Below are 21,071 nucleotides of genomic sequence, written 5' to 3'. Positions count from 1 at the left end.
TAAAGTAATAACAAACATTAGAAGTTAAGATAAATAGAGCAACGCCAATAAAAAACGTTGAAGATAGATGATTCTAAGCATTTCAAACATTATACACAAAATACCTATTAACAATAAGTAAATGTATCTATTTAATATAAAAAATAAGAAAAAGAGAAAAAAATCACTTCATTCATACAAGTAAAAATAAACGATTAATGACCTATTCTAGAATGATTTATCTTTAATAGATTCTGTTTATTCATTAAATCTATTAAATAAATTAGTGATAAACAAACTAATTTAGTATGATACCAATCTATTATAAAAATAAGGTAGGGAAAAATATGAAAAATATCATTATTGTAGGTGGTGGTGCTGGAGGACTGGAACTAGCAACCGAACTTGGTAATAAACTGGGTAAAAGCAAAAAAGCAAACATAATACTTGTTGATAAAAACCCAAGCCATCTTTGGAAACCTTTATTGCATGAAATTGCAACGGGTGCACTTGATGATAATATAGATGACGTCAATTATATTGCACAAGGTAAACGTAATCATTTCACTTTTCGTCAAGGTGCATTAACGAATATTCATCGCGAAGCAAAATCAATTGTCATTTCTGAGGTCAAAGATAGCGAAGGTAAAGTTATTTTTCCTGAACGCCAACTTTCCTATGATATTTTAGTTATGGCTATTGGTAGTCAATGTAATGATTTTGGCACGCCTGGCGTTAAAGATAATTGTATTTTCCTTGATGATCATATACAAGCGAAACATTTTAGGCAAAATATCCTTAATCGTTTATGGCGCTTTTCATCAGGTATCGAGATGCCGAATGCTGGAACCATTGATATCGCTATCGTTGGTGCTGGCGCAACGGGTGTTGAATTAGCCTCTGAATTATTTGGTATGACAGAAAAACTATCTGACTATGGTTTTGATAAAATCTCGCCAAAAATGCTTAATGTAACATTAATTGAAGCTGCTGATCGTATATTACCAGCACTCCCAGAAACGTTATCAGCGAGTATTCATAAAAAATTAGAAAGCTATGGTGTGAAAGTGTTAACCAAAACAATGATTACTAAAGCAGATACTGATGGGTTTTATCCAAAAGAGAGCGATCCGATCAAAGCGGATATTATGGTTTGGTCCGCAGGCGTTAAAGCACCTGATTTCTTGAAAGATATTGCTGGATTAGAAAATAGCCGATCAAATCAACTCGTTGTGAAATCCTCGCTACAAACTACTCGCGATGAAAGCATCTTTGCAATTGGTGATTGTGCATCAAGTCCTAAACCTGAAGGCGGTTTTACACCACCAACAGCGCAAGCTGCGCATCAAATGGCTAAAATTTGTGCTCATAATATTATGGCCTATCTCACTCAATCATCAATGAAAGAGTTTATATACAAAGATAAAGGAACCATTATCTCACTTGCTCATACTGCCCAAGGCGTGGTGACCACTACAGGTAAATCAACGATGATTTTAAAAGGCGCTCCAGCTTATATGGTATATCGCATGTTATATCGTATGCATCAAGCTGCGTTGTATGGCATCTGTAAAACTGGTTGCTTAATTATGGCTAACCGAATTATGCGATGGGTTCGTCCTAAATTAAAAATGGATTAATAATTAACGGCAGGTGGTATAATTATCTATAACCTGTCGTTAAGCTAATCATATAAAAATAAACGCCTAATTTTAGGCAATAAAAAAACCGGAGCTAATTGATCCGGTTTTTTTATTATCTTAGATAAAAGAATGCTTTTTAATTTTTCTCTACTTGGCTAAAGTCGAGTTCAACTGGCGTTGAACGACCAAAAATAGAGACAGATACTTTTAAACGACTCTTTTCATAATCGACTTCTTCTACAACACCATTGAAGTCGGCAAATGGACCTTCATTGACACGTACCATTTCACCTGGTTCAAATAAGGTTTTCGGACGAGGTTTATCACCAACTTGTTGTAAACGATTCATAATTGCATCGACTTCACGTTGAGAAATTGGTGCAGGGCGATCAGAAGTACCACCGATAAAGCCTAGCGTTCTTGGTACGCTTTTCACTAAATGCCAAGTAGCATCATTCATTTCCATTTCAACTAAGACATAACCCGGAAAGAATTTACGTTCACTTTTACGGCGTTGGCCACCCTTCATTTCGACAACTTCTTCAGTCGGAACAAGAATCTGCCCGAAAGAATCTTCCATATTATGAAGTTTGATATATTCTTGTAGCGATTGTGCTACACGCCCCTCATAACCTGAGTAAGCTTGAATAACATACCAACGTTTTTTTTGTGTATTACTCATATCCGAACCTTAGTAGCTTAATAAAGTGTAAGAAAGGAAATTATACGAATTGTAATGTTATCTAATCCCCATAAAAATAATGACGAAACGAGCGTAACCATCGCAATAAGCAATGTGGTTTGAATCGTTTCACGGCGTGTTGGCCATACCACTTTGCGCAACTCTTGGCGAGATTCTTGTGCGAAAACTAGAATTTGCTTACCTTTACTCGTCGTTGCAGCCAAAATAAGTGCAAGGACAGCTAAAATCCCAACGACTACTACTCTTACAATTGTATTTGCTTGATAAATTGCATTGGGTTCAGCAAAATAAAAGTTTCCCCAAACAACAATAATAAATAGCGCTAAAACAACTAACCATTTTAGTTTATCTAAACCTGTCTCTTTTTCTTGATGTTCTATATTCGCACGCATAAAAAACCCATTTAATATTAATTAGTTATATTAAAACTTATTCCATACAAGTATTTTACACCACTGAGTAAAATACATTATGAGATAAATTCTAACATAAAAAATAGTATTTTAAGAGAAGAAAGGGCATCCTATGATACCCTTTCTTACATAATTAGGTAAGTGATGTTAATTATTATTTAATAATTTTAGCAACAACACCAGCACCAACAGTACGACCACCTTCACGGATAGCGAAACGTAAACCTTCATCCATCGCGATTGGGTGAATTAATGATACTGTCATCTTAATGTTATCACCTGGCATTACCATCTCTACGCCTTCTGGTAACTCGATAGTTCCTGTTACGTCAGTTGTACGGAAGTAGAACTGTGGACGGTAACCTTTGAAGAATGGAGTATGACGACCACCTTCATCTTTGCTTAAGATATACACTTCTGATTCGAAATCAGTATGTGGTTTAATTGAACCTGGTTTCGCTAATACTTGACCACGTTCGATTTCTTCACGTTTAGTACCACGTAATAACACACCTACGTTCTCACCTGCACGACCTTCGTCTAACAGTTTACGGAACATCTCAACACCAGTACAAGTTGTTTTCGCTGTATCTTTGATACCTACGATTTCAACTTCATCACCAACTTTGATGATACCACGCTCTACACGACCTGTTACTACTGTACCACGTCCTGAGATTGAGAATACATCTTCGATTGGTAATAAGAATGGTTTATCAATGTCACGCTCTGGCTCTGGGATATAAGTGTCTAACGCTTCCGCTAATTCAACAATTTTGTCTTCCCACTCAGCAACACCGTTTAACGCTTGTAATGCTGAACCACGAATCACTGGTGTATCATCACCTGGGAAATCATATTGAGATAGAAGTTCACGTACTTCCATTTCAACTAATTCTAATAACTCTTCGTCATCAACCATATCACATTTGTTTAAGAATACGATGATGTAAGGAACACCTACTTGACGACCTAAAAGGATGTGCTCACGTGTTTGTGGCATAGGACCATCTGTTGCTGCTACTACTAAGATAGCTCCGTCCATTTGTGCCGCACCTGTGATCATGTTTTTAACATAGTCAGCATGGCCCGGGCAGTCTACGTGTGCGTAGTGACGAGTTGGCGTATCGTACTCAACGTGTGATGTATTGATGGTGATACCACGTGCTTTTTCTTCTGGTGCATTATCGATTTGATCGAATGCTCGTGCTTGACCACCGAATTTTTTAGCAAGTACGCTGGTGATCGCAGCAGTTAAAGTTGTTTTACCATGGTCAACGTGGCCGATTGTACCGACGTTAACGTGGGGTTTTGTACGTTCAAATTTTTCTTTAGACATCGATAGTCCCTCTTAGTAATACAAATCGGTGATAAATCACCACGTCAACCCAGCATTATACATCAAAATAATCATAAGGAAAATTTAAAGTGTATAAGCGAATAATCAAATAGGTCTGAATAATATCAGAATACATTATGATGTGACAAGCATTAAGATTGAAAAGCTAAGGAGTGAAGTAGTGGTGCTGATAGGCAGATTTGAACTGCCGACCTCACCCTTACCAAGGGTGCGCTCTACCGACTGAGCTATATCAGCATTGGAGCGGGCAGCGGGAATCGAACCCGCATCATCAGCTTGGAAGGCTGAGGTAATAGCCATTATACGATGCCCGCATGTTCAAACTCGGCTACCAAAAATGCTTCTATAGATTAGATAGAATATCAACGTCATATTTATCGCTGATTGATAATAAGGGATACTAAAAGATTTATCTAGATTTTCCCCAGCTATCTAAAATACATCATAAATTTAAATCTCAAATGGTGGTGGGGGAAGGATTCGAACCTTCGAAGTGTGACACGGCAGATTTACAGTCTGCTCCCTTTGGCCGCTCGGGAACCCCACCCGATAATTTAAATTTTAGTACTTAGGAAAATGGTGCCGGCTACCGGAATCGAACTGGTGACCTACTGATTACAAGTCAGTTGCTCTACCTACTGAGCTAAGCCGGCCTAAGTGCTGCGCATTGTAGGATATATCTCACCTTGTTGCAACAAAAAAAATGAATTTTTTATTCTTTTGGTTAAAAAAGATACATAACCAACATTTTCACTTAATTTTCAAACAAAATAAGTATAAAACAACAACATTTCATTAGCGCAAACCGTAACGATTTTACGAGAAATAATCATAACGGATTGCTTGAAATGAGTTTTAAAATGCGTAAATCTCATTTTTGGTGGTCAAATAATTTCATTTAAGGCGATTAATTGAATAGAAATTCAACAATAATTTGTCTGTAATCATCAGCAATCCTAAATAATGACACTCATTTTTATTTTATTAAGGTTAAAAAGCAATCATTATTTGACTGACTGCTTTAAATGCCAGATAGATTCAACACAAAATTATTGCTCTTTCTAACTAGCGATTATTTTATTTTACAAACAAAAACCCCAATATAGTGGCTATATTGGGGTTTTAATTATTATAAAAATAATCAGATTATTTCTTCTTCTTTATTTTAGTTGCCATAGTCTCATTTTGGATAGCACCATCTTGATAAGGGCGACCATAATAAGTATCCAAATAAATTTGTTTTAACTCAGCAATTAATGGATATCGCGGATTAGCACCAGTACACTGATCATCGAATGCATCGAGAGCAAGTTGATCAACTTGTGCTAAGAAAAGCTTTTCATCTATGCCATAATCTTTAATCGAAAAAGGAATTTCAAGATCTTTTCTTAGTTGATCTAACCAACCAATCAATTTCTCAACTTTTTGTTGCTCTTTATCCCCCGTTGAGGTTAAATTCAAATAATCCGCAATGTCTGCATAACGCTGAATAGCATTTGGATAACCATATTGGCTAAAAGCACTTTGCTTAGTCGGGTTATTGGTTGCATTAAAACGCACAACGTTAGATAGTAACATCGCATTGGCGATACCATGTGGTATATGAAAGGCAGCACCCAGCTTATGTGCTAGAGAATGGCAGATACCTAAAAATGCTTGTGCAAACGAAATTCCGGCTAATGTTGCGGCATTATGAACTTTTTCACGTGCAGTTGGATTATTGGCGCCTTCACGATAACTAATTGGTAAATAGGTTTTAAGCATCTTTAATGCTTGTAATGCTTGACCATCCGAATATTCAGTTGCCATAACAGAAGCGTAGGCTTCTAAAGCATGCGCAACTGCATCATACCCCCCTGCTGCACATAATGATTTTGGCATATTCATTACCAAATTAGCATCGACGATAGCCATATGTGGAATAATTGAATAATCAGCCAACGGGTATTTTTGTCCTGTTGTATCATCAGTCACGACAGCAAATGGGGTCACTTCAGATCCGGTACCTGAGGTGGTTGTTACACAAATTAATTTTGCTTTTTCACCCATTTTTGGGAATGCACATATACGTTTTCCAATATCAAGGAAACGCTGAGCAAGTTCGCTAAATTGTGTTTCTGGGTGCTCATATAAAACCCACATAATTTTCGCCGCGTCCATTGGGGATCCACCACCCAATGCAATAATGGTATCAGGCTTAAATTGATTAATCATATCCGCGCCTTTGCGGACAATACTTAGCGTTGGGTCAGCTTCTACTTCGAAGAAGGTTTCACAAATAACGCCTTTTGCTTCTAGCTGATCAGTGATCTGTTTAGCATAACCATTATTAAATAAGAAGTTATCCGTTACGATAAAAACACGTTTTGCTCCCTGCTCAATAATCTGATTGAGCGCAATAGGTAAGGATCCCCGTTTAAAATAAATGGTATTCGGTAATTTATGGCACAACATATTTTCGGCTCGCTTAGCAACAGTTTTTCTATTAATTAAGTGTTTTGGTCCCACATTCTCAGAAATAGAATTATTACCCCATGAACCACAACCTAACGTTAATGATGGGTTAACATTGAAATTATATAAATCACCAATACCACCATGTGCCGCTGGTTGATTGATTAAAATACGACATGTTTTCATTTCACCACTGAACTCAGCAATGCGCTGTTTCTGGCTATCTTGATTCGTATAAAGTACTGAAGTATGCCCCATTCCTCCAATTGCGACTAATTTAGCGGCTTGCGCTACGGCATCACTAAAATCTTTAGCACGGAACATACCTAAAATCGGAGATAGCTTTTCATGAGCAAAAGGCTCAGAGATATCCACCTTAACCGTTTCACCGACTAAAGCCTTGGTCGATGGAGGTACATTTAAGCCAGCTAATTGTGCAATCTTAGCCGCAGATTGACCTACAATATTAGGGTTAATCGTCCCTTGCTCAGTCAAAATAATCGCAGCCACAGCTTTAGATTCTTTTGCATTTAATACGTAGGCACCATATTCTATTAATAGATCGCGTACTTTGTTGTAAACACTATCAACCACAACGATAGCCTGTTCTGAGGCGCAAATAACACCATTATCAAATGTTTTTGACATTAACACTGACGATACTGCGCGGCGCAAATCAGCGGTTTCATCAATAACGACAGGGGTATTCCCTGCCCCAACACCAATGGCAGGTTTGCCTGAACTATAAGCTGCTTTTACCATACCCGGTCCACCCGTAGCTAATATGGCATTGATATCAGGATGGTGCATTAATTCATTGGATAGCTCAATAGAAGGTTCATCGATCCAACCAATGATATCTTTTGGTGCGCCAGCAGCAACAGCCGCCTCCAAGACTAATTTAGCCGCGGCATTAGTACAGTTTTTAGCGCGAGGATGAGGAGAAAAGATAATTGCGTTACGTGTTTTAAGACTAATTAATGATTTGAAAATGGCGGTAGAGGTTGGATTTGTTGTCGGAATGATACCACAAATAATCCCTAACGGCTCGCCAATAACCATGGTGCCATATTGCTCATTCTCTTCCAATATACCACACGTTTTCTCATCCTTATATTTAGCATAAATATTTTCTGAGGCAAAAAGATTTTTAATCACTTTATCTTCGACAATCCCCATCCCCGTTTCCAAAACGGCCTGCTGAGCAAGTGGAATTCGCGAATTGGCAGCAGCGGCGGCGGCTGCTTTAAAAATTTTATCAACTTGTTCTTGTGTATAAGTCGAATAAATCTCTTGTGCCTGTTTAACGCGAGCGATAAGTTGATTTAATTCACTAACATTGGTTACTGCCATAATATAACTTCCCCTAAATTTTAATTTAAACTTAAAACTGGATCGCTACAGACAATTAATTATAGATATTACATTTTTTTATTGTATTTTTAGGAATAACTAAAGCGAATGACAAATATCGTAAAGCAGTTTTAAAAACTATTCAATCATTTTACACAGCTTAACAAAAAAAAACGTTAATGATTATTTATTTGATATATGAATTTTTACATTAATTATCACTAAATAGAGCATAAACGCGTCCAGTACTAGCGAATAACGTTTTTGTATTATATGGAAGAGCGGATTATTATTGCCTCGGCATATTCTTTCGCAATACCCTATATTCTCTTGTTACCACCAATCAAAATACCTAAAAAATTTCAAAAACAAACTGAGATAGTCAAAGATAGATGAATTGCTGTGATAAACTAGCCATAAATCTATCATTTAATACTTCTATTAGTGGGGTTTATGGAATGAAAGACAATATCGATGCTCACACGCTATTAATTGGCTTATTGGCTTATCCTATTCGCCATAGCTTAGCACCAACCATACAAAACCGCCTATATGCTAAATTAAATATACCTTATGTTTATTTAGCCTTTGAGGTCAAGGCGGATGCATTACCAGCGGCAATACAAGGAATACGCGCTTTAGGTATGCGAGGAGCCGCAGTATCTATGCCAAATAAACAACTTGTCTGTCAATATTTAGATGTACTTACGCCTGCGGTTGAATTAAGTGGTGCCTGTAATACCATTGCTAACGATGGAGGAATTTTAACAGGTTATAATACTGATGGTAGTGGTTATATGCAGTCATTAAAAGCGGCAGGAATTGATGTTATTGGTAAAAAAATGACACTTATTGGTGCTGGGGGTGCCGCTTCAGCCATTGCGGCTCAAGCAGCATTAGATGGAGTCAAAGAAATTGCCTTATTTAACCCCAACGATGATTTTTATCCTAAAGCAGAATCACTCGCTAAACGTATTAACCAAAATACAAATTGCAACATCAATGTTTTTGATTTAGCGGATAATAAAGCATTACGTGCGCACATAGCCGATAGCTATTTATTAGCACATGCAACAGGGATCGGTATGAAACCCGATGAAAAGCAAAGTGTTATTACAGATGCTTCACTATTTCATCCTGATTTGATAGTCACTGATTGTATTTATGTACCAAATAAAACCACTTTGTTAGCCCTTGCTGAAAGTCAAGGTTGCTATATTATAAATGGTATCAGTATGATGTTATGGCAAGGTGCGCAGCAAATTAAAATATGGACGGGTCAAGATATACCTATAACCTATCTTCAACAAGACTTAAACTCTGATCATTAGTCAGCTTATTTAGGTTTTACTTAACAGCCGTCACTATTTACCCAAATAAAAAAGTATCACCAATGTGTTAAGGATAATCGATGAATACAGTGATCATAAAAGATGTAGAAATTGGCCAAGGATTACCTAAAATAGTGGTCCCCGTTGTAGGTCAAACAGAATCACAACTACTTGATGAAATAGCGATATTAAAAAATATCGATTTTGATGTTTTAGAATGGCGTGCGGATCATTTTCATGCGATTGATCATATTGATAAAGTTATTAATATCGCCCAAAAAATGACTCAGACATTCCCTAAAATTCCCATTCTTTTTACGTTTCGTTCAGCGACTGAAGGCGGTGTAAAAGCCATCACAAAAGAGGCGTACATTAGGTTAAATAAAGCGTTAATAGCGAGTAGAAGTATTGATTTAATCGATGTGGAATTGTTTACTGGCGATACGTTAGTACAAGATATTATTGACACTGCTCATGCTCACCAAGTTGCTGTCATTGTCTCAAACCATGATTTTGAGAAAACACCACCGAAAGAGATTATCATTAATCGATTGTGCAAAATGCAGCAGCTTGGCGCTGATATTGCCAAAATAGCGGTAATGCCACAATCTACGACGGATGTATTAACCTTATTAGCCGCTACGGCAGACATGACCAATAACTATGCCCATTTGCCAATAGTGACCATGTCGATGTCAGCATTAGGCACAATAAGTCGTATTGCGGGTTCGACCTTTGGCTCGGCGATGACGTTTGGATCAGTACAACATGCCTCAGCCCCTGGCCAATTACCCGTTACGGTTTTACGACAAATTTTACAAAGTTTATACCAACAAGAAAATGGGTATAAATGAGAAATAATCCTTTACTCTCATTTAATAAATTATTTTTCCGCTAGTTGACTTAGGATCTTCGATACAGCAACAAAGCCAAATGTTGCTGTTACGTTAGTTATCGCACCAAAACCGGAACTACAATCCATTTTTTTAGTGCTATCTGCATTTTTCTTACTCAAACAGATGCCGCCCCCTTGTTGCGGATAAATCAATTGCTCGGTTGAAAAGACACAATTGATACCAAATTTACCTTTACTATCTTTATTAACACCAAGCTGTTTTAATCGTTCCCGTACTTTTGCAGCAAGTGGATCTTGAATGGTTTTTGCTAAATCAGCAATCTTAATTTGAGTTGGATCTTTTTGGCCACCTGCGCCACCAATCGTAATCAATTTTATTTTACGACGTTTACAATAAGCAATAATCGCCGCTTTATCTTTGACACTATCGATGGCATCAAGGACATAATCATATGGCTGCGATGGTTGATGACTCAAATATGCCGTCATATTTTCGGCGTTAATAAAATCATCAATTACCTGAACTTGGCATTCTGGATTGATCTGTTTAATCCGTTCGGCCATAGTTTCAGTCTTTAATTGACCTATATTTTCCTGTAAAGCATGAATTTGTCGATTGGTATTGGTTATACAAATATCATCCATATCAATGAGGGTTATATGACCAATTCCGCTACGAGCTAACGATTCAGCAGCCCAACTCCCTACACCACCGATACCAATAACACAGACATGTGCATTCATAAAATTAGTTAACGCTTGCTCGCCATATAAACGAGCAATGCCACTAAACCGCCGATAATAGGCCTCTGAAAAATGTTGCATAAGACTTGATCACCTCTAATGACTATATTTATGATTTGACATGACTATTATGTGCAGGGGCAATGAGCCATACTCGTCCATAATGGTTATAATATCCAGCTAATTGCCCTGCGGCTGAACCAATACCCTGATAGATATCTAAATGCTGACCCTTAATGGCGCCCCCCACATCAAGTACCACCATTAACCGTAATTCGCGCTGTCCAGTAAATTGCCCTTGCTGATTAAGTAGTGGCATTTCAACCAAAAGTACTGAACCTGGTGCAAGTAAACGTTTATCCGCCGCTACCGCTGATTTAGCCACTAATGGCACCCCCGATGAACCAACAACAGGAGCAGATAATTGGGGCGTGAAAAATACAAACGATTGGTTTTGCTGTAAAAACTGCATTAAATCGGCTTCCGTTTGTTTAGCTGCCCACGCTTTAATTGATTGCATTGACATCGATTGCTTATCAATTATCCCCTGTTCAACCATTAAGCGCCCGATACTTTTATACTTATGTTTATTTTTGCCCTTATAAGCAAAAAATACTAGTGGTGAGCCATCTTCAAAATCAATATAACCACTTCCTTGTACTTCCATAAGAAAGTTATCAACTAGCGAATCCGTGTAAGCCAATTCTAAATTAAGCTCATCTAACGCACCTCGATAAATTTCACCTCTGGTAGGCAATTTTCCTTTCCAATGAGTTGGCATAGCATATAAAGGATAGCGAAATTTTTCATCTGGTGTTCTGCGAGCTTTAAGCTCGGGGGTATAATAACTGGTAAAATGGGTATTACCCCAACTATCTATACCCGCTAATTGATAACTATTTAATCCTACATAATTGAGTCCACGCTTTGATATATTACTATTGATCCATTCATCAATAGCAGCATAAAGCTCGGCATTTTTTTTATAAAGTGATGGTGAAGTTAGCTTAATTAATGTGATTTGCTGACGATAATCATCAATATTTATTGGTTGTGTTGCATGTAACTGTACTAAATTTAAAGCTTGGGAAAATTTTCCACTTTCATACTGTTTAGTATCGGAAACAAGGCGATTTCTACAACTGGTGATAAAAAGAGCGATAATAATTAAGATACAACTAAATGCTTGCTTCATTTTCTTAACTCCAAGTTTTGTCAAATAACAAAACTTGATACTTTATTGGCTTTTAATTAGGTTTATAGCTATTATAACGGATAAGTTTATTAAATATAAATAAGCACCTTGGATCATATCGTTATTATTAATGTTATTTAATAAAAACATATAATAAAAATGGTGTTTCACAGACACTCTTTTATAATCTTACTTTCATTGTCTTAAAAGTTAATAAAAATATAAGTAAAAGGTATGCATAATTATGAATTTACCGGTCCAACCATCATCAGAAAATAAAGGGCTAAAACGCAATCTTTCTAATCGACACATTCAACTTATCGCTATTAGCGGTGCTATTGGTACTGGTTTATTTATGGGGTCGGGCCAAACGATTAGCCTTGCCGGTCCCTCAATTATTTTTGTTTATATGATCATTGGCTTTATGCTATTTTTTGTTATGCGCGCTATGGGGGAAATTTTACTCTCGAATCTAAATTACAAATCATTTAGTGATTTTGCCGCTGATCTATTAGGACCTTGGGCCGGATTCTTTACAGGTTGGACATATTGGTTTTGCTGGGTAGTAACGGGTATTGCTGATGTCGTGGCTATCGCAGGTTATACCGAATATTGGTTTCCCAGCATGACTGAACTTAATTTACAATGGCTGCCAATGTTAATCTGTATTGCACTATTATTAGCATTAAACTTATTAACGGTAAAAATGTTTGGTGAAGCAGAATTTTGGTTTTCCATGATTAAAATTGTTGCCATTATTAGTTTAATTATTACTGGCATTGTCATATTATTGATGAAATTCCAATCCCCCCTAACGGGAGCCGTGGCATCATTAAGTAACCTTTGGCAATATGGTGGATTATTTCCGACAGGGATCATGGGATTCTTTGCCGGTTTTCAAATTGCTATTTTTGCTTTTGTAGGGATTGAGTTAGTAGGCACGACCGCCGCTGAAACCCGTGATCCTGAACAAAATCTACCACGTGCGATTAACTCTATCCCTGTACGTATTATCTTTTTCTATGTATTGGCATTAATCACGATTATGAGTATTACGCCATGGCTATATATTGATCCGAAAAAAAGCCCGTTTGTTGAATTATTCACTTTAGTTGGTTTACCTGCTGCTGCAAGTATTATTAATTTTGTCGTATTAACTTCCGCTGCTTCTTCAGCAAATAGCGGCATTTACTCCACAAGCCGTATGCTATATGGTTTAGCTAGGGACCGTAATGCACCTAATGCATTTGGTAAATTATCCAAACGGGCAGTACCCGCAAATGGACTACTATTTTCATGTATTTGTTTACTCAGTGGCGTGGTATTACTCTATTTTGTGCCTGATATTATGGATGCCTTTAAGATCGTTACCACGATTTCAGCCATTCTATTTATGTTTATTTGGTCAATGATTCTAATTTCCTATCTTGCTTACCGTAAGAAGAAATCGCAATTACACCAAAACTCTATATTTAAAATGCCTGGCGGCGTCTTCATGTGTTGGGTATGCCTGTTCTTTTTTGCTGGGATCTTAATCCTACTTACCCTAGAGAAAACCACATGTTATGGACTGATGACTACACCAATTTGGTTTATAATTCTAACGATTAGTTATTATTTCCATCGCAGAAAATTGTTAGTTTAATAAGAATAAACCATAAAAAAAGCTGTTAAAGACACATTAACAGCTTTTTTATCTAGGATTGACAAGACAATTCCATTCTCACCAAGTATGATATATTCCATTATCAATTCGCTATTAACAGACAATAATTATGGCTTATACCTTATCTTATAATGACCTATCCGAAAATATTGAAGAATGGCAAGGTTTACCTTTATCGTTGAGTGGCTGTGAAGTAATGCCGTTAGATTATCATGCAGGGAAAACGGGATGGATTTTATATAGTAAGAAATTGAATAAAACTATTTTGTCTACTTTCCAAAACGAATTAGGTATGCCCATTGTCATTGTCTCTTTTTGGAAAATAAAAACGCTTATGGTGGTGCGTATTGCTGGCGCCATGCCTAAGAAAGCACGCCATATAGCAGAAAAATTAGAAATTGATATTGCCTCAATCGATAAACTGCCCTCATTACGCTCAGCGGGATTACTAGTTATGGACATGGATTCTACCGCCATAACGATTGAGTGTATTGATGAAATTGCCAAAGCTCACGGCGTTGGAGAAAAAGTAACAAAGATTACCGAACAAGCAATGCGTGGTGAAATGGATTTTACCACCAGTTTGCGTAAGCGTGTTGCCGCCCTTGCCGGTACGGATATGCAAATTTTAGATGAGATTAGAAATAATTTACCTTTAACCGCTGGTCTTACCTTTTTAGTTAAACAATTACAACAACATAACTGGCATATTGCTATTGTCTCTGGTGGCTTTACTTATTTTGCTGATCACCTAAAAAATACTTTATCACTAACCCAAGTCCACGCTAATCAATTAGGCGTCGTTAAAGGCAAACTATCAGGTAGATTAAAAGGACAAATTATTGACGCTAAATATAAAGCAAAGGCATTACAGACGATGGCTACAGAACTTAATATCCCAATAACGCAAACCGTTGCTATTGGTGATGGGGCCAATGATCTAAAAATGTTGAAAGTCGCTGAATTAGGCGTAGCATATCATGGAAAACCCAAAGTGATGGAAAAGGCAAAAACAGCGATTAAATTTGCTGATTTAACTGGTCTATATTGTATTCTTTCGGCTAGTTTAGATAGCGAAGGTTAATTTTTATTAGGAGTTATTGTGGTAAAAACCCCAAAACGTGCTTTTGTTTGTAATGAATGTGGTGCAGACTTTCCACGTTGGCAAGGTCAATGTAGTGAATGTCAAACCTGGAACACTATAACTGAAATTAGGCTTGCAGCGAGCAGTAATAAAAATGCGCGCTTTTCAGGTTATGCTGGTCAAACAACAGGACAAGCAAGAGTCCAAAAGCTATCTGAAGTAAGTTTAGACGCACTGCCTAGATTTTCTACGGGCTTTTCAGAGTTTGATCGTGTATTAGGCGATGGGATCGTACCCGGCAGTGCGATTCTTATTGGTGGCAATCCGGGCGCTGGAAAAAGTACTTTATTACTTCAGACATTAAGCAAAATTTCTAGCCAAATGAAAACACTTTACGTCACTGGTGAAGAATCATTACAACAAGTTGCGATGCGTGCAAATCGTTTACAGCTGCCAACAGATAATCTGAATATGCTTTCAGAAACCAGTATTGAACAAATTTGTCACATTGCTCATCAGGAATTACCTAAATTGATGGTAATTGATTCTATCCAAGTTATGCATATGGAAGATATTCAATCATCACCTGGGAGCGTGGCACAAGTTCGTGAAACCGCCGCTTATTTAACTCGATTTGCCAAGACGAATGGTATTGCTATTATTATGGTTGGCCATGTAACGAAAGATGGTTCACTTGCTGGACCAAAAGTTCTTGAACATTGCATTGATTGCTCAGTACTGTTAGATGGTGATGCCGATTCACGCTTCCGTACATTACGTAGCCATAAAAACCGTTTTGGTGCCGTTAATGAATTAGGGGTCTTTGCAATGACAGAACAAGGACTTCGAGAAGTAAATAATCCATCCGCTATTTTTCTTAGCCGCGGTGAAGAGATGACAGCGGGGAGTTCTGTAACAGTATTATGGGAAGGTACTAGGCCCCTATTAGTCGAAATTCAAGCGCTGGTTGATCATTCAATGTTAGGCAATCCACGCCGTGTTGCCGTCGGGCTAGAACAAAATCGATTAGCCCTATTACTGGCAGTATTACATCGTCATGGTGGTGTGCAGATGGCCGATCAAGATGTTTTTGTCAATGTTGTTGGAGGGGTAAAAGTCACCGAAACCAGTGTTGATTTATCCTTATTATTAGCATTAGTCTCCAGTTTTCGCAATCGTGCTATTCCACAAGACCTCGTCATTTTTGGTGAAATAGGATTAGGTGGCGAAATACGTCCAGTACCTAGCGGACAAGAACGAATTACTGAAGCGGCTAAACATGGTTTTAAGCGTGCTATTGTTCCCATTGCTAATTTACCTAAAAAAAACAATCCCTATATACAAGTATATGGGGTAAAAAAACTATCTGAAGCCTTGGATATTTTTAATGACATAGCCACTTAGATCAAAAATTATTTAGCGATATCACCAAATAAGTTATGATTGATCGATATAAAACTAATGTTTTATCGCCTTAGTAATAAAATTACGTATATACTGTTATTTAAATTAAGCTATTTTTCAGAGTGTTGAAATGACGACATCATCTATTTATACCCAACTTACTATTGAATTAAAATCACAAGAAATAGGATTAACTGCGGCTGAATTACATGGTTTTCTTTCTGGCATTTTAGCTGGTGGTAATCATGATGAGACTTGGCATATATTATTATCCGATATAATGAATAATGGTCAGCCTGTAACGGGTCAATTATCTACCTTAATCAATGCATTACATACTGAAATTAAGCACCAACTTAGTGAGTCTGATTTTGAATTTCAACTATTACTAAATGATCAAACACTTTATTCACAAATTGATGATTTAGTTGGCTGGGTTAATCATTTGCTATTAGGATTAGGTCTTGTCCAGCCTAAAATAGGAAAAATGAAAGGAGACATCGGCGAAGCTATTTATGATCTGCGACAAATCACCCAATTAGGTTATGATAAAAATGAAGATCCGGAACAATTAGCTTTCGCTTTTGAAGAAATATTGGAATATGTGCGAATGGCAACCATTTTATTTCATGATGAATTTTGTGCAAGGATAGAGCCCTCTAAAACCCTTCATTAATGTAATGACATAATTAAGGGTAATATCCTGTTAAGATAAATCATAACCCCGACCCTTGCTGACTTTAATCGATAAAGGCCATAAAATGAGAAAAGAAATACAATTACGTAGACAGTCATTTATCAAACAAATGTCCACCAATAGCGCAGCTATCTTCTTTGCTGCACCTGAAGCAGTACGTAGTAATGATACCCATTATCCTTATCGGCAAAATAGTGATTTTTGGTATCTAACCCATTTTAATGAGCCTGAGGCGGCATTGGTATTGATAAAAGAGCGACAAGAGCAAGTAACCACCATCCTATTTAATCGAAAAAAAGATACTCAAGCTGAAATTTGGACAGGTTATCGACTTGGTCAACAAGCAGCGTTAAATGAAATTCAAGTCGATGCAAGTTACGATTTTGCTGAAATAATGACAGTATTACCCACATTATTAAGTGGCAAATCTATATTATATCATGCGCCGGAACAATATACGTATGCAGACCAAATCATAGAAAAGGTTATCACCACCTTGTGTCAGAATAATGAGCAAACCTATGATCCACCAAAAACAATCATCGATTGGCAACCAATTCTGCATAAAATGCGTATGATAAAATCGGCAAAAGAAATTGCTATCATGCGTGAAGCGGGAAAAATTTCAGCAAGCGCACATAAAAGAGCAATGCAAGCTTGTCAACCTGGTTTATACGAATATCAGTTAGAAGCAGAAATATTACATGAGTTTGCTATACATGGTGCGCGATATCCATCCTATAATACCATTGTAGGTGGTGGAAATAATGCATGCATTCTCCATTATGATACCAATAGCGATCGCCTTAAAGAGGGCGATTTAGTTTTAATTGATGCAGGTTGCGAATACCGCTATTATGCTGGCGATATTACTCGTACATTTCCTATAAATGGTAAATTTACCCAAGCACAACGAGATATTTATAATATCGTGCTCGACGCCCAAAACTACGCAATAAAACACTTGGTCGTTGGCTCAACAATTAAAGCAGTAAATGAACACGTTATTCGTATTATGCTACAAGGTTTAAAAAAGTTAAATATTGTGCAAGGTGAGTTAGAACAACTAATACAAGATAAAGCCTATCTGCCATTCTATATGCATGGATTAGGCCATTGGTTAGGTATCGATGTACATGATGTCGGCAGCCGAGACACAGTACTTGAGGCTGGAATGGTATTAACCGTTGAACCAGGTCTTTATATAAATAAAGAGGCTAATGTTCCTAGTCAATATCAAGGAATTGGTATAAGAATAGAAGATAATATTCTTATCACTGAAAAAGGCAATGAACTATTAACCAGTGATGCCCCCAAAGATCCGGATGAAATTGAGCGTTTAATGTCAAAAAAATCGAATTAAGTCTATTAATGTTACCGTATAGTAAAGCGCTAATAATAAGACTTCCAATAAAATTGCTATGCGATTAGCCAACCATTCTAAAAATTACATATTAACCTAAATAAAATTCATATTTTATTTAGGTTTTACCAAAATGAACTGACTTATCACGATTAAATACAATGGTAATCTTTAAATCTTTAGCTGGTTTAGGCTCATATTTCCATAATCCCATTGCTCGTCGCACCGATTGATTAAATATATTACTAGGCTTTGCTTCTATAATACGGATATTAATAACGTTCCCGCGCTGATCAATATCATAAACAACCACAACTTTTCCTTCAATTTTCATATCTCGTGCGCGTCGAGGATAGTCTGGGTGACGGCGACTTATCGCCGATGGTGTACTGGAATAATGTGTCCCATCCGCAATCTTTGATGCCACTACCTGATCGGCCATCTTATCCGCTACAACATCTTGTCTAACTGCATGTCGGGCTGATTTTGCCGATTTACGCGATTTTTTATGTGGAAAGTCCTTTTTGGGTTTAAATTTAACGGCTTGATGTTTTGTTGTTTTTGGCGGCAAAGGAACTTGAGGGGTAGGTGTGATCGGTTGAGGTAACGTTTCAGACTCCATAACTAATTCGGATGATGTATCCTCATTTTTTAATGGCATTTCCGATGACGAATCGACATATTCACTCATTGATAATTTAGGTGCTGCAATTTGTGATAAATCGATCATTACTGCTTTAATCGCATCACTCCCTTGATTATTTAATAGTGTGTTGGTGTGAAAATTTCCATAAATAATTCCGCCAGCAATTAACAAGTGGCAAATAATAGAACTGGATATTCCTAACATTAAATTAGGATTATTTATTTTTTTCTTTACTATCATATCCATTCGTTAAAAACCGTTTAAAAATATTGTGTTTTATTTTAAATGAAAATAAATATCATTTAAAGAAAAAATAAATTGATATTTCAGAATTGAACTTGTTGATATTTGATGTTTATACGATAATAATACGACTGTATAAGCGTTATTCCTAACTATAATTAACGGAATTTAAATGAGTGAGTTATCAATTGATCAAATTATTGAGTTAGTTTCACCTGAAATGCTCAAAGTTAATGCCATTATTAATGAGCAATTAAGTTCTGATGTGGTTTTAATTAACCAGCTAGGAAATTATATCATAGGCAGTGGTGGTAAACGCTTACGTCCATTAATGGCCATTCTTGCTGCATTATCATTAAATTATCAAGGCGATAAACATCTCATGGCAGCCGCATTTATAGAGTTCATTCATACAGCAACATTACTACATGACGATGTTGTTGATGAATCGGCATTACGCCGCGGGAAATCAACTGCTAATGCATTATTTGGTAATGCAGCTAGTGTACTCGTTGGCGATTATATCTATACTCGCTCATTTCAAATGATGGCTAGTCTCGAATCTTTTAAAGTTTTACAGATTATGTCAAATGCGACGAATATCATTGCAGAAGGTGAAGTTCAGCAATTAATGAATTGTAATGATCCGAATATAAGTAATGAGCAATATTTAGAAGTCATTTATCGAAAAACAGCGCGCTTATTTGAGGCGGCCACCCATACTGCGGCAGTCATCGCACAAGCTAATGCTGAACAAGAGCTTGCTTTAAAACTTTATGGACGTTATATAGGCACCGCTTTCCAAATTATAGATGATTTATTAGATTATTCAGCCCAAGATGCCGATATATTAGGCAAAAATTTAGGTGATGATCTCAATGAAGGAAAACCTACTTTACCCTTATTACATGCAATGCAGCATGCTAATCCAAACGATACAATGGTTATCAGAACAGCAATAGAAGAGGGTAATGGAAGACATTTGTTGCATCGCGTACTGGAAATAATGAAAGAGAGTGGATCACTAGATTACACATATCAAATCGCATACCAAGAAGCAGAAAAAGCCTATAACGTTATTAACTGCTTACCTGAATCACGATACAAAACAGCGTTACAATCTTTAGCGCGTAATTCAGTTAAAAGGCAATATTAGACGTATTTTTTATTCTTTATCTACAAGATAAATATTCACTAAAGAAATATGACATTATTTATAAGCTGAGTATACGCCAGTGTTAACCAATTTTAACTTTATAACAGACTTATAATACGATATAGGCTAGTAATTTATAGGTACTATTGTCACGTTATAACCACTCAACCTATTTTCTTAGAAAAGTGATTGAATTACATTATTTATAAAATAAGTAAGCGTAAATAGCTTTACGTGATAGATTATAGAAAGCGTATGATTAATCACACCCATAGAAAGCACCCACTTATTGTACGGTAATAAATAATTTATTGATAACAACGAATGGTTATCAATACAAGCTGAAAAATATTTTTCTAATAAAAAAATAAAGCCCAGCAAATTTGCTGGGCTTTATTTCTATATTTAAAAATCTGGCGGTGTCCTACTCTCACATGGGGTGTCCCCACACTACCATCGGCGCTACGGCGTTTCACTTCTGAGTTCGGCATGGGATCAGGTGGGACCACCGCGCTAATGCCGCCAGATAAATTCTGCATAATCTTTTTAACAAAAAAGCGCTGTTAGCTATAGCCTATATAATATATCTAAAAATAGTTTTTTAATAATCTTAGTAATCTATTTTCCATAGACTATAACAACAAAGCCCAGCAGTGCTGGGCTTTATCTCTCTATCTAAAAGTCTGGCGGTGTCCTACTCTCACATGGGGTGTCCCCACACTACCATCGGCGCTACGGCGTTTCACTTCTGAGTTCGGCATGGGGTCAGGTGGGACCACCG

General features: G+C 36.9%; 16 protein-coding genes, 4 tRNA genes and 2 rRNA genes. 9 read left to right on the top strand and 13 right to left on the bottom strand.

What is annotated here, in order from left to right; all coding sequences use genetic code 11:
* Positions 1-326: 326 nt before the first annotated feature.
* Positions 327-1,619 carry an NAD(P)/FAD-dependent oxidoreductase gene (locus O970_RS05345; RefSeq protein WP_024496107.1) on the top strand — a complete coding sequence of 431 codons (1,293 nt, stop codon included), beginning with the start codon at positions 327-329 and terminating at the stop codon, positions 1,617-1,619.
* Positions 1,620-1,758: 139 nt separating this feature from the next.
* Here O970_RS05345 and nusG read toward each other — a convergent pair whose 3' ends face one another.
* From nusG to adhE, 8 genes are all read right to left on the bottom strand, one after another.
* Complete coding sequence (gene nusG / locus O970_RS05340) at positions 1,759-2,304, bottom strand: transcription termination/antitermination protein NusG (protein WP_024496106.1); 546 nt, start codon at positions 2,302-2,304, stop codon at positions 1,759-1,761.
* A gap of 17 nt (positions 2,305-2,321) precedes the next feature.
* Positions 2,322-2,717 carry a preprotein translocase subunit SecE gene (secE, locus tag O970_RS05335; RefSeq protein ID WP_024496105.1) on the bottom strand — a complete coding sequence of 132 codons (396 nt, stop codon included), beginning with the start codon at positions 2,715-2,717 and terminating at the stop codon, positions 2,322-2,324.
* Between the two features lie 175 nt (positions 2,718-2,892).
* Positions 2,893-4,077 carry an elongation factor Tu gene (gene tuf, locus O970_RS05330; protein WP_024496104.1) on the bottom strand — a complete coding sequence of 395 codons (1,185 nt, stop codon included), beginning with the start codon at positions 4,075-4,077 and terminating at the stop codon, positions 2,893-2,895.
* A gap of 182 nt (positions 4,078-4,259) precedes the next feature.
* Positions 4,260-4,335, bottom strand: a tRNA-Thr gene (locus O970_RS05325).
* Positions 4,336-4,337: 2 nt separating this feature from the next.
* Positions 4,338-4,412, bottom strand: a tRNA-Gly gene (locus O970_RS05320).
* A 148-nt stretch (positions 4,413-4,560) separates the two neighbouring features.
* Positions 4,561-4,645: transfer RNA gene (locus O970_RS05315), tRNA-Tyr, on the bottom strand.
* A gap of 30 nt (positions 4,646-4,675) precedes the next feature.
* A tRNA-Thr gene (locus O970_RS05310) sits at positions 4,676-4,751 on the bottom strand.
* Positions 4,752-5,244: 493 nt separating this feature from the next.
* Positions 5,245-7,905 carry a bifunctional acetaldehyde-CoA/alcohol dehydrogenase gene (adhE, locus tag O970_RS05305; protein WP_036562763.1) on the bottom strand — a complete coding sequence of 887 codons (2,661 nt, stop codon included), beginning with the start codon at positions 7,903-7,905 and terminating at the stop codon, positions 5,245-5,247.
* Positions 7,906-8,363: 458 nt separating this feature from the next.
* On the opposite strand from adhE, the gene ydiB reads away from it, so the two are divergent.
* Together ydiB and aroD are read left to right on the top strand one after the other, a co-directional pair.
* The gene (ydiB, locus tag O970_RS05300; protein ID WP_024496103.1) at positions 8,364-9,236 is read left to right on the top strand and encodes a quinate/shikimate dehydrogenase; all 873 of its coding nucleotides are present in this window, start codon (positions 8,364-8,366) and stop codon (positions 9,234-9,236) included.
* 80 nt (positions 9,237-9,316) lie between these two features.
* Entirely contained in the window at positions 9,317-10,090 is a 774-nt protein-coding gene (gene aroD, locus O970_RS05295) for a type I 3-dehydroquinate dehydratase (protein WP_024496102.1), read from the top strand.
* Positions 10,091-10,119: 29 nt separating this feature from the next.
* On the opposite strand, the gene tcdA is transcribed toward aroD, so the two are convergent.
* Together tcdA and mltA are read right to left on the bottom strand one after the other, a co-directional pair.
* Positions 10,120-10,917, bottom strand: coding sequence for a tRNA cyclic N6-threonylcarbamoyladenosine(37) synthase TcdA (gene tcdA / locus O970_RS05290; protein WP_024496101.1), 798 nt, complete (start codon positions 10,915-10,917; stop codon positions 10,120-10,122).
* Between the two features lie 28 nt (positions 10,918-10,945).
* Positions 10,946-12,031 (bottom strand): murein transglycosylase A, encoded by a 1,086-nt coding sequence (mltA, locus tag O970_RS05285; protein ID WP_105291842.1) that lies wholly within the window; start codon positions 12,029-12,031, stop codon positions 10,946-10,948.
* 244 nt (positions 12,032-12,275) lie between these two features.
* Here mltA and cycA point away from each other — a divergent pair, with 244 nt between their 5' ends.
* The 5 genes from cycA (at position 12,276) to pepP (ending at position 18,245) form a co-directional block, all read left to right on the top strand.
* Complete coding sequence (gene cycA / locus O970_RS05280; protein ID WP_024496099.1) at positions 12,276-13,676, top strand: D-serine/D-alanine/glycine transporter; 1,401 nt, start codon at positions 12,276-12,278, stop codon at positions 13,674-13,676.
* A gap of 130 nt (positions 13,677-13,806) precedes the next feature.
* On the top strand, positions 13,807-14,781 hold the full coding sequence (gene serB / locus O970_RS05275; protein WP_024496098.1) for a phosphoserine phosphatase: 975 nt from the start codon (positions 13,807-13,809) through the stop codon (positions 14,779-14,781).
* A gap of 18 nt (positions 14,782-14,799) precedes the next feature.
* The gene (gene radA / locus O970_RS05270) at positions 14,800-16,185 is read left to right on the top strand and encodes a DNA repair protein RadA (protein WP_024496097.1); all 1,386 of its coding nucleotides are present in this window, start codon (positions 14,800-14,802) and stop codon (positions 16,183-16,185) included.
* Between the two features lie 130 nt (positions 16,186-16,315).
* Positions 16,316-16,861 (top strand): UPF0149 family protein, encoded by a 546-nt coding sequence (locus tag O970_RS05265; protein WP_024496096.1) that lies wholly within the window; start codon positions 16,316-16,318, stop codon positions 16,859-16,861.
* Between the two features lie 85 nt (positions 16,862-16,946).
* Positions 16,947-18,245 carry a Xaa-Pro aminopeptidase gene (pepP, locus tag O970_RS05260; protein ID WP_036562761.1) on the top strand — a complete coding sequence of 433 codons (1,299 nt, stop codon included), beginning with the start codon at positions 16,947-16,949 and terminating at the stop codon, positions 18,243-18,245.
* A gap of 118 nt (positions 18,246-18,363) precedes the next feature.
* Here pepP and O970_RS05255 read toward each other — a convergent pair whose 3' ends face one another.
* A complete protein-coding gene (locus tag O970_RS05255) occupies positions 18,364-19,137 on the bottom strand; it encodes a TonB family protein (protein WP_024496094.1) in 774 nt (257 codons plus the stop codon).
* Between the two features lie 169 nt (positions 19,138-19,306).
* Here O970_RS05255 and ispB point away from each other — a divergent pair, with 169 nt between their 5' ends.
* Positions 19,307-20,290, top strand: coding sequence for an octaprenyl diphosphate synthase (ispB, locus tag O970_RS05250; protein ID WP_024496093.1), 984 nt, complete (start codon positions 19,307-19,309; stop codon positions 20,288-20,290).
* A gap of 411 nt (positions 20,291-20,701) precedes the next feature.
* Here the strand turns inward: ispB and rrf (O970_RS05245) are convergent.
* Positions 20,702-20,817: ribosomal RNA gene (gene rrf / locus O970_RS05245) — 5S ribosomal RNA — on the bottom strand.
* 154 nt (positions 20,818-20,971) lie between these two features.
* Positions 20,972-21,071: ribosomal RNA gene (gene rrf / locus O970_RS05240) — 5S ribosomal RNA — on the bottom strand; the annotation flags it as partial.

Origin of the sequence: Candidatus Schmidhempelia bombi str. Bimp (assembly GCF_000471645.3) — a bacterium.
Taxonomy (GTDB): domain Bacteria; phylum Pseudomonadota; class Gammaproteobacteria; order Enterobacterales; family Orbaceae; genus Utexia; species Utexia bombi.
Note: the sequence above shows the minus strand (reverse complement) of the source record. Positions and strands in the feature narration are given on the sequence as shown.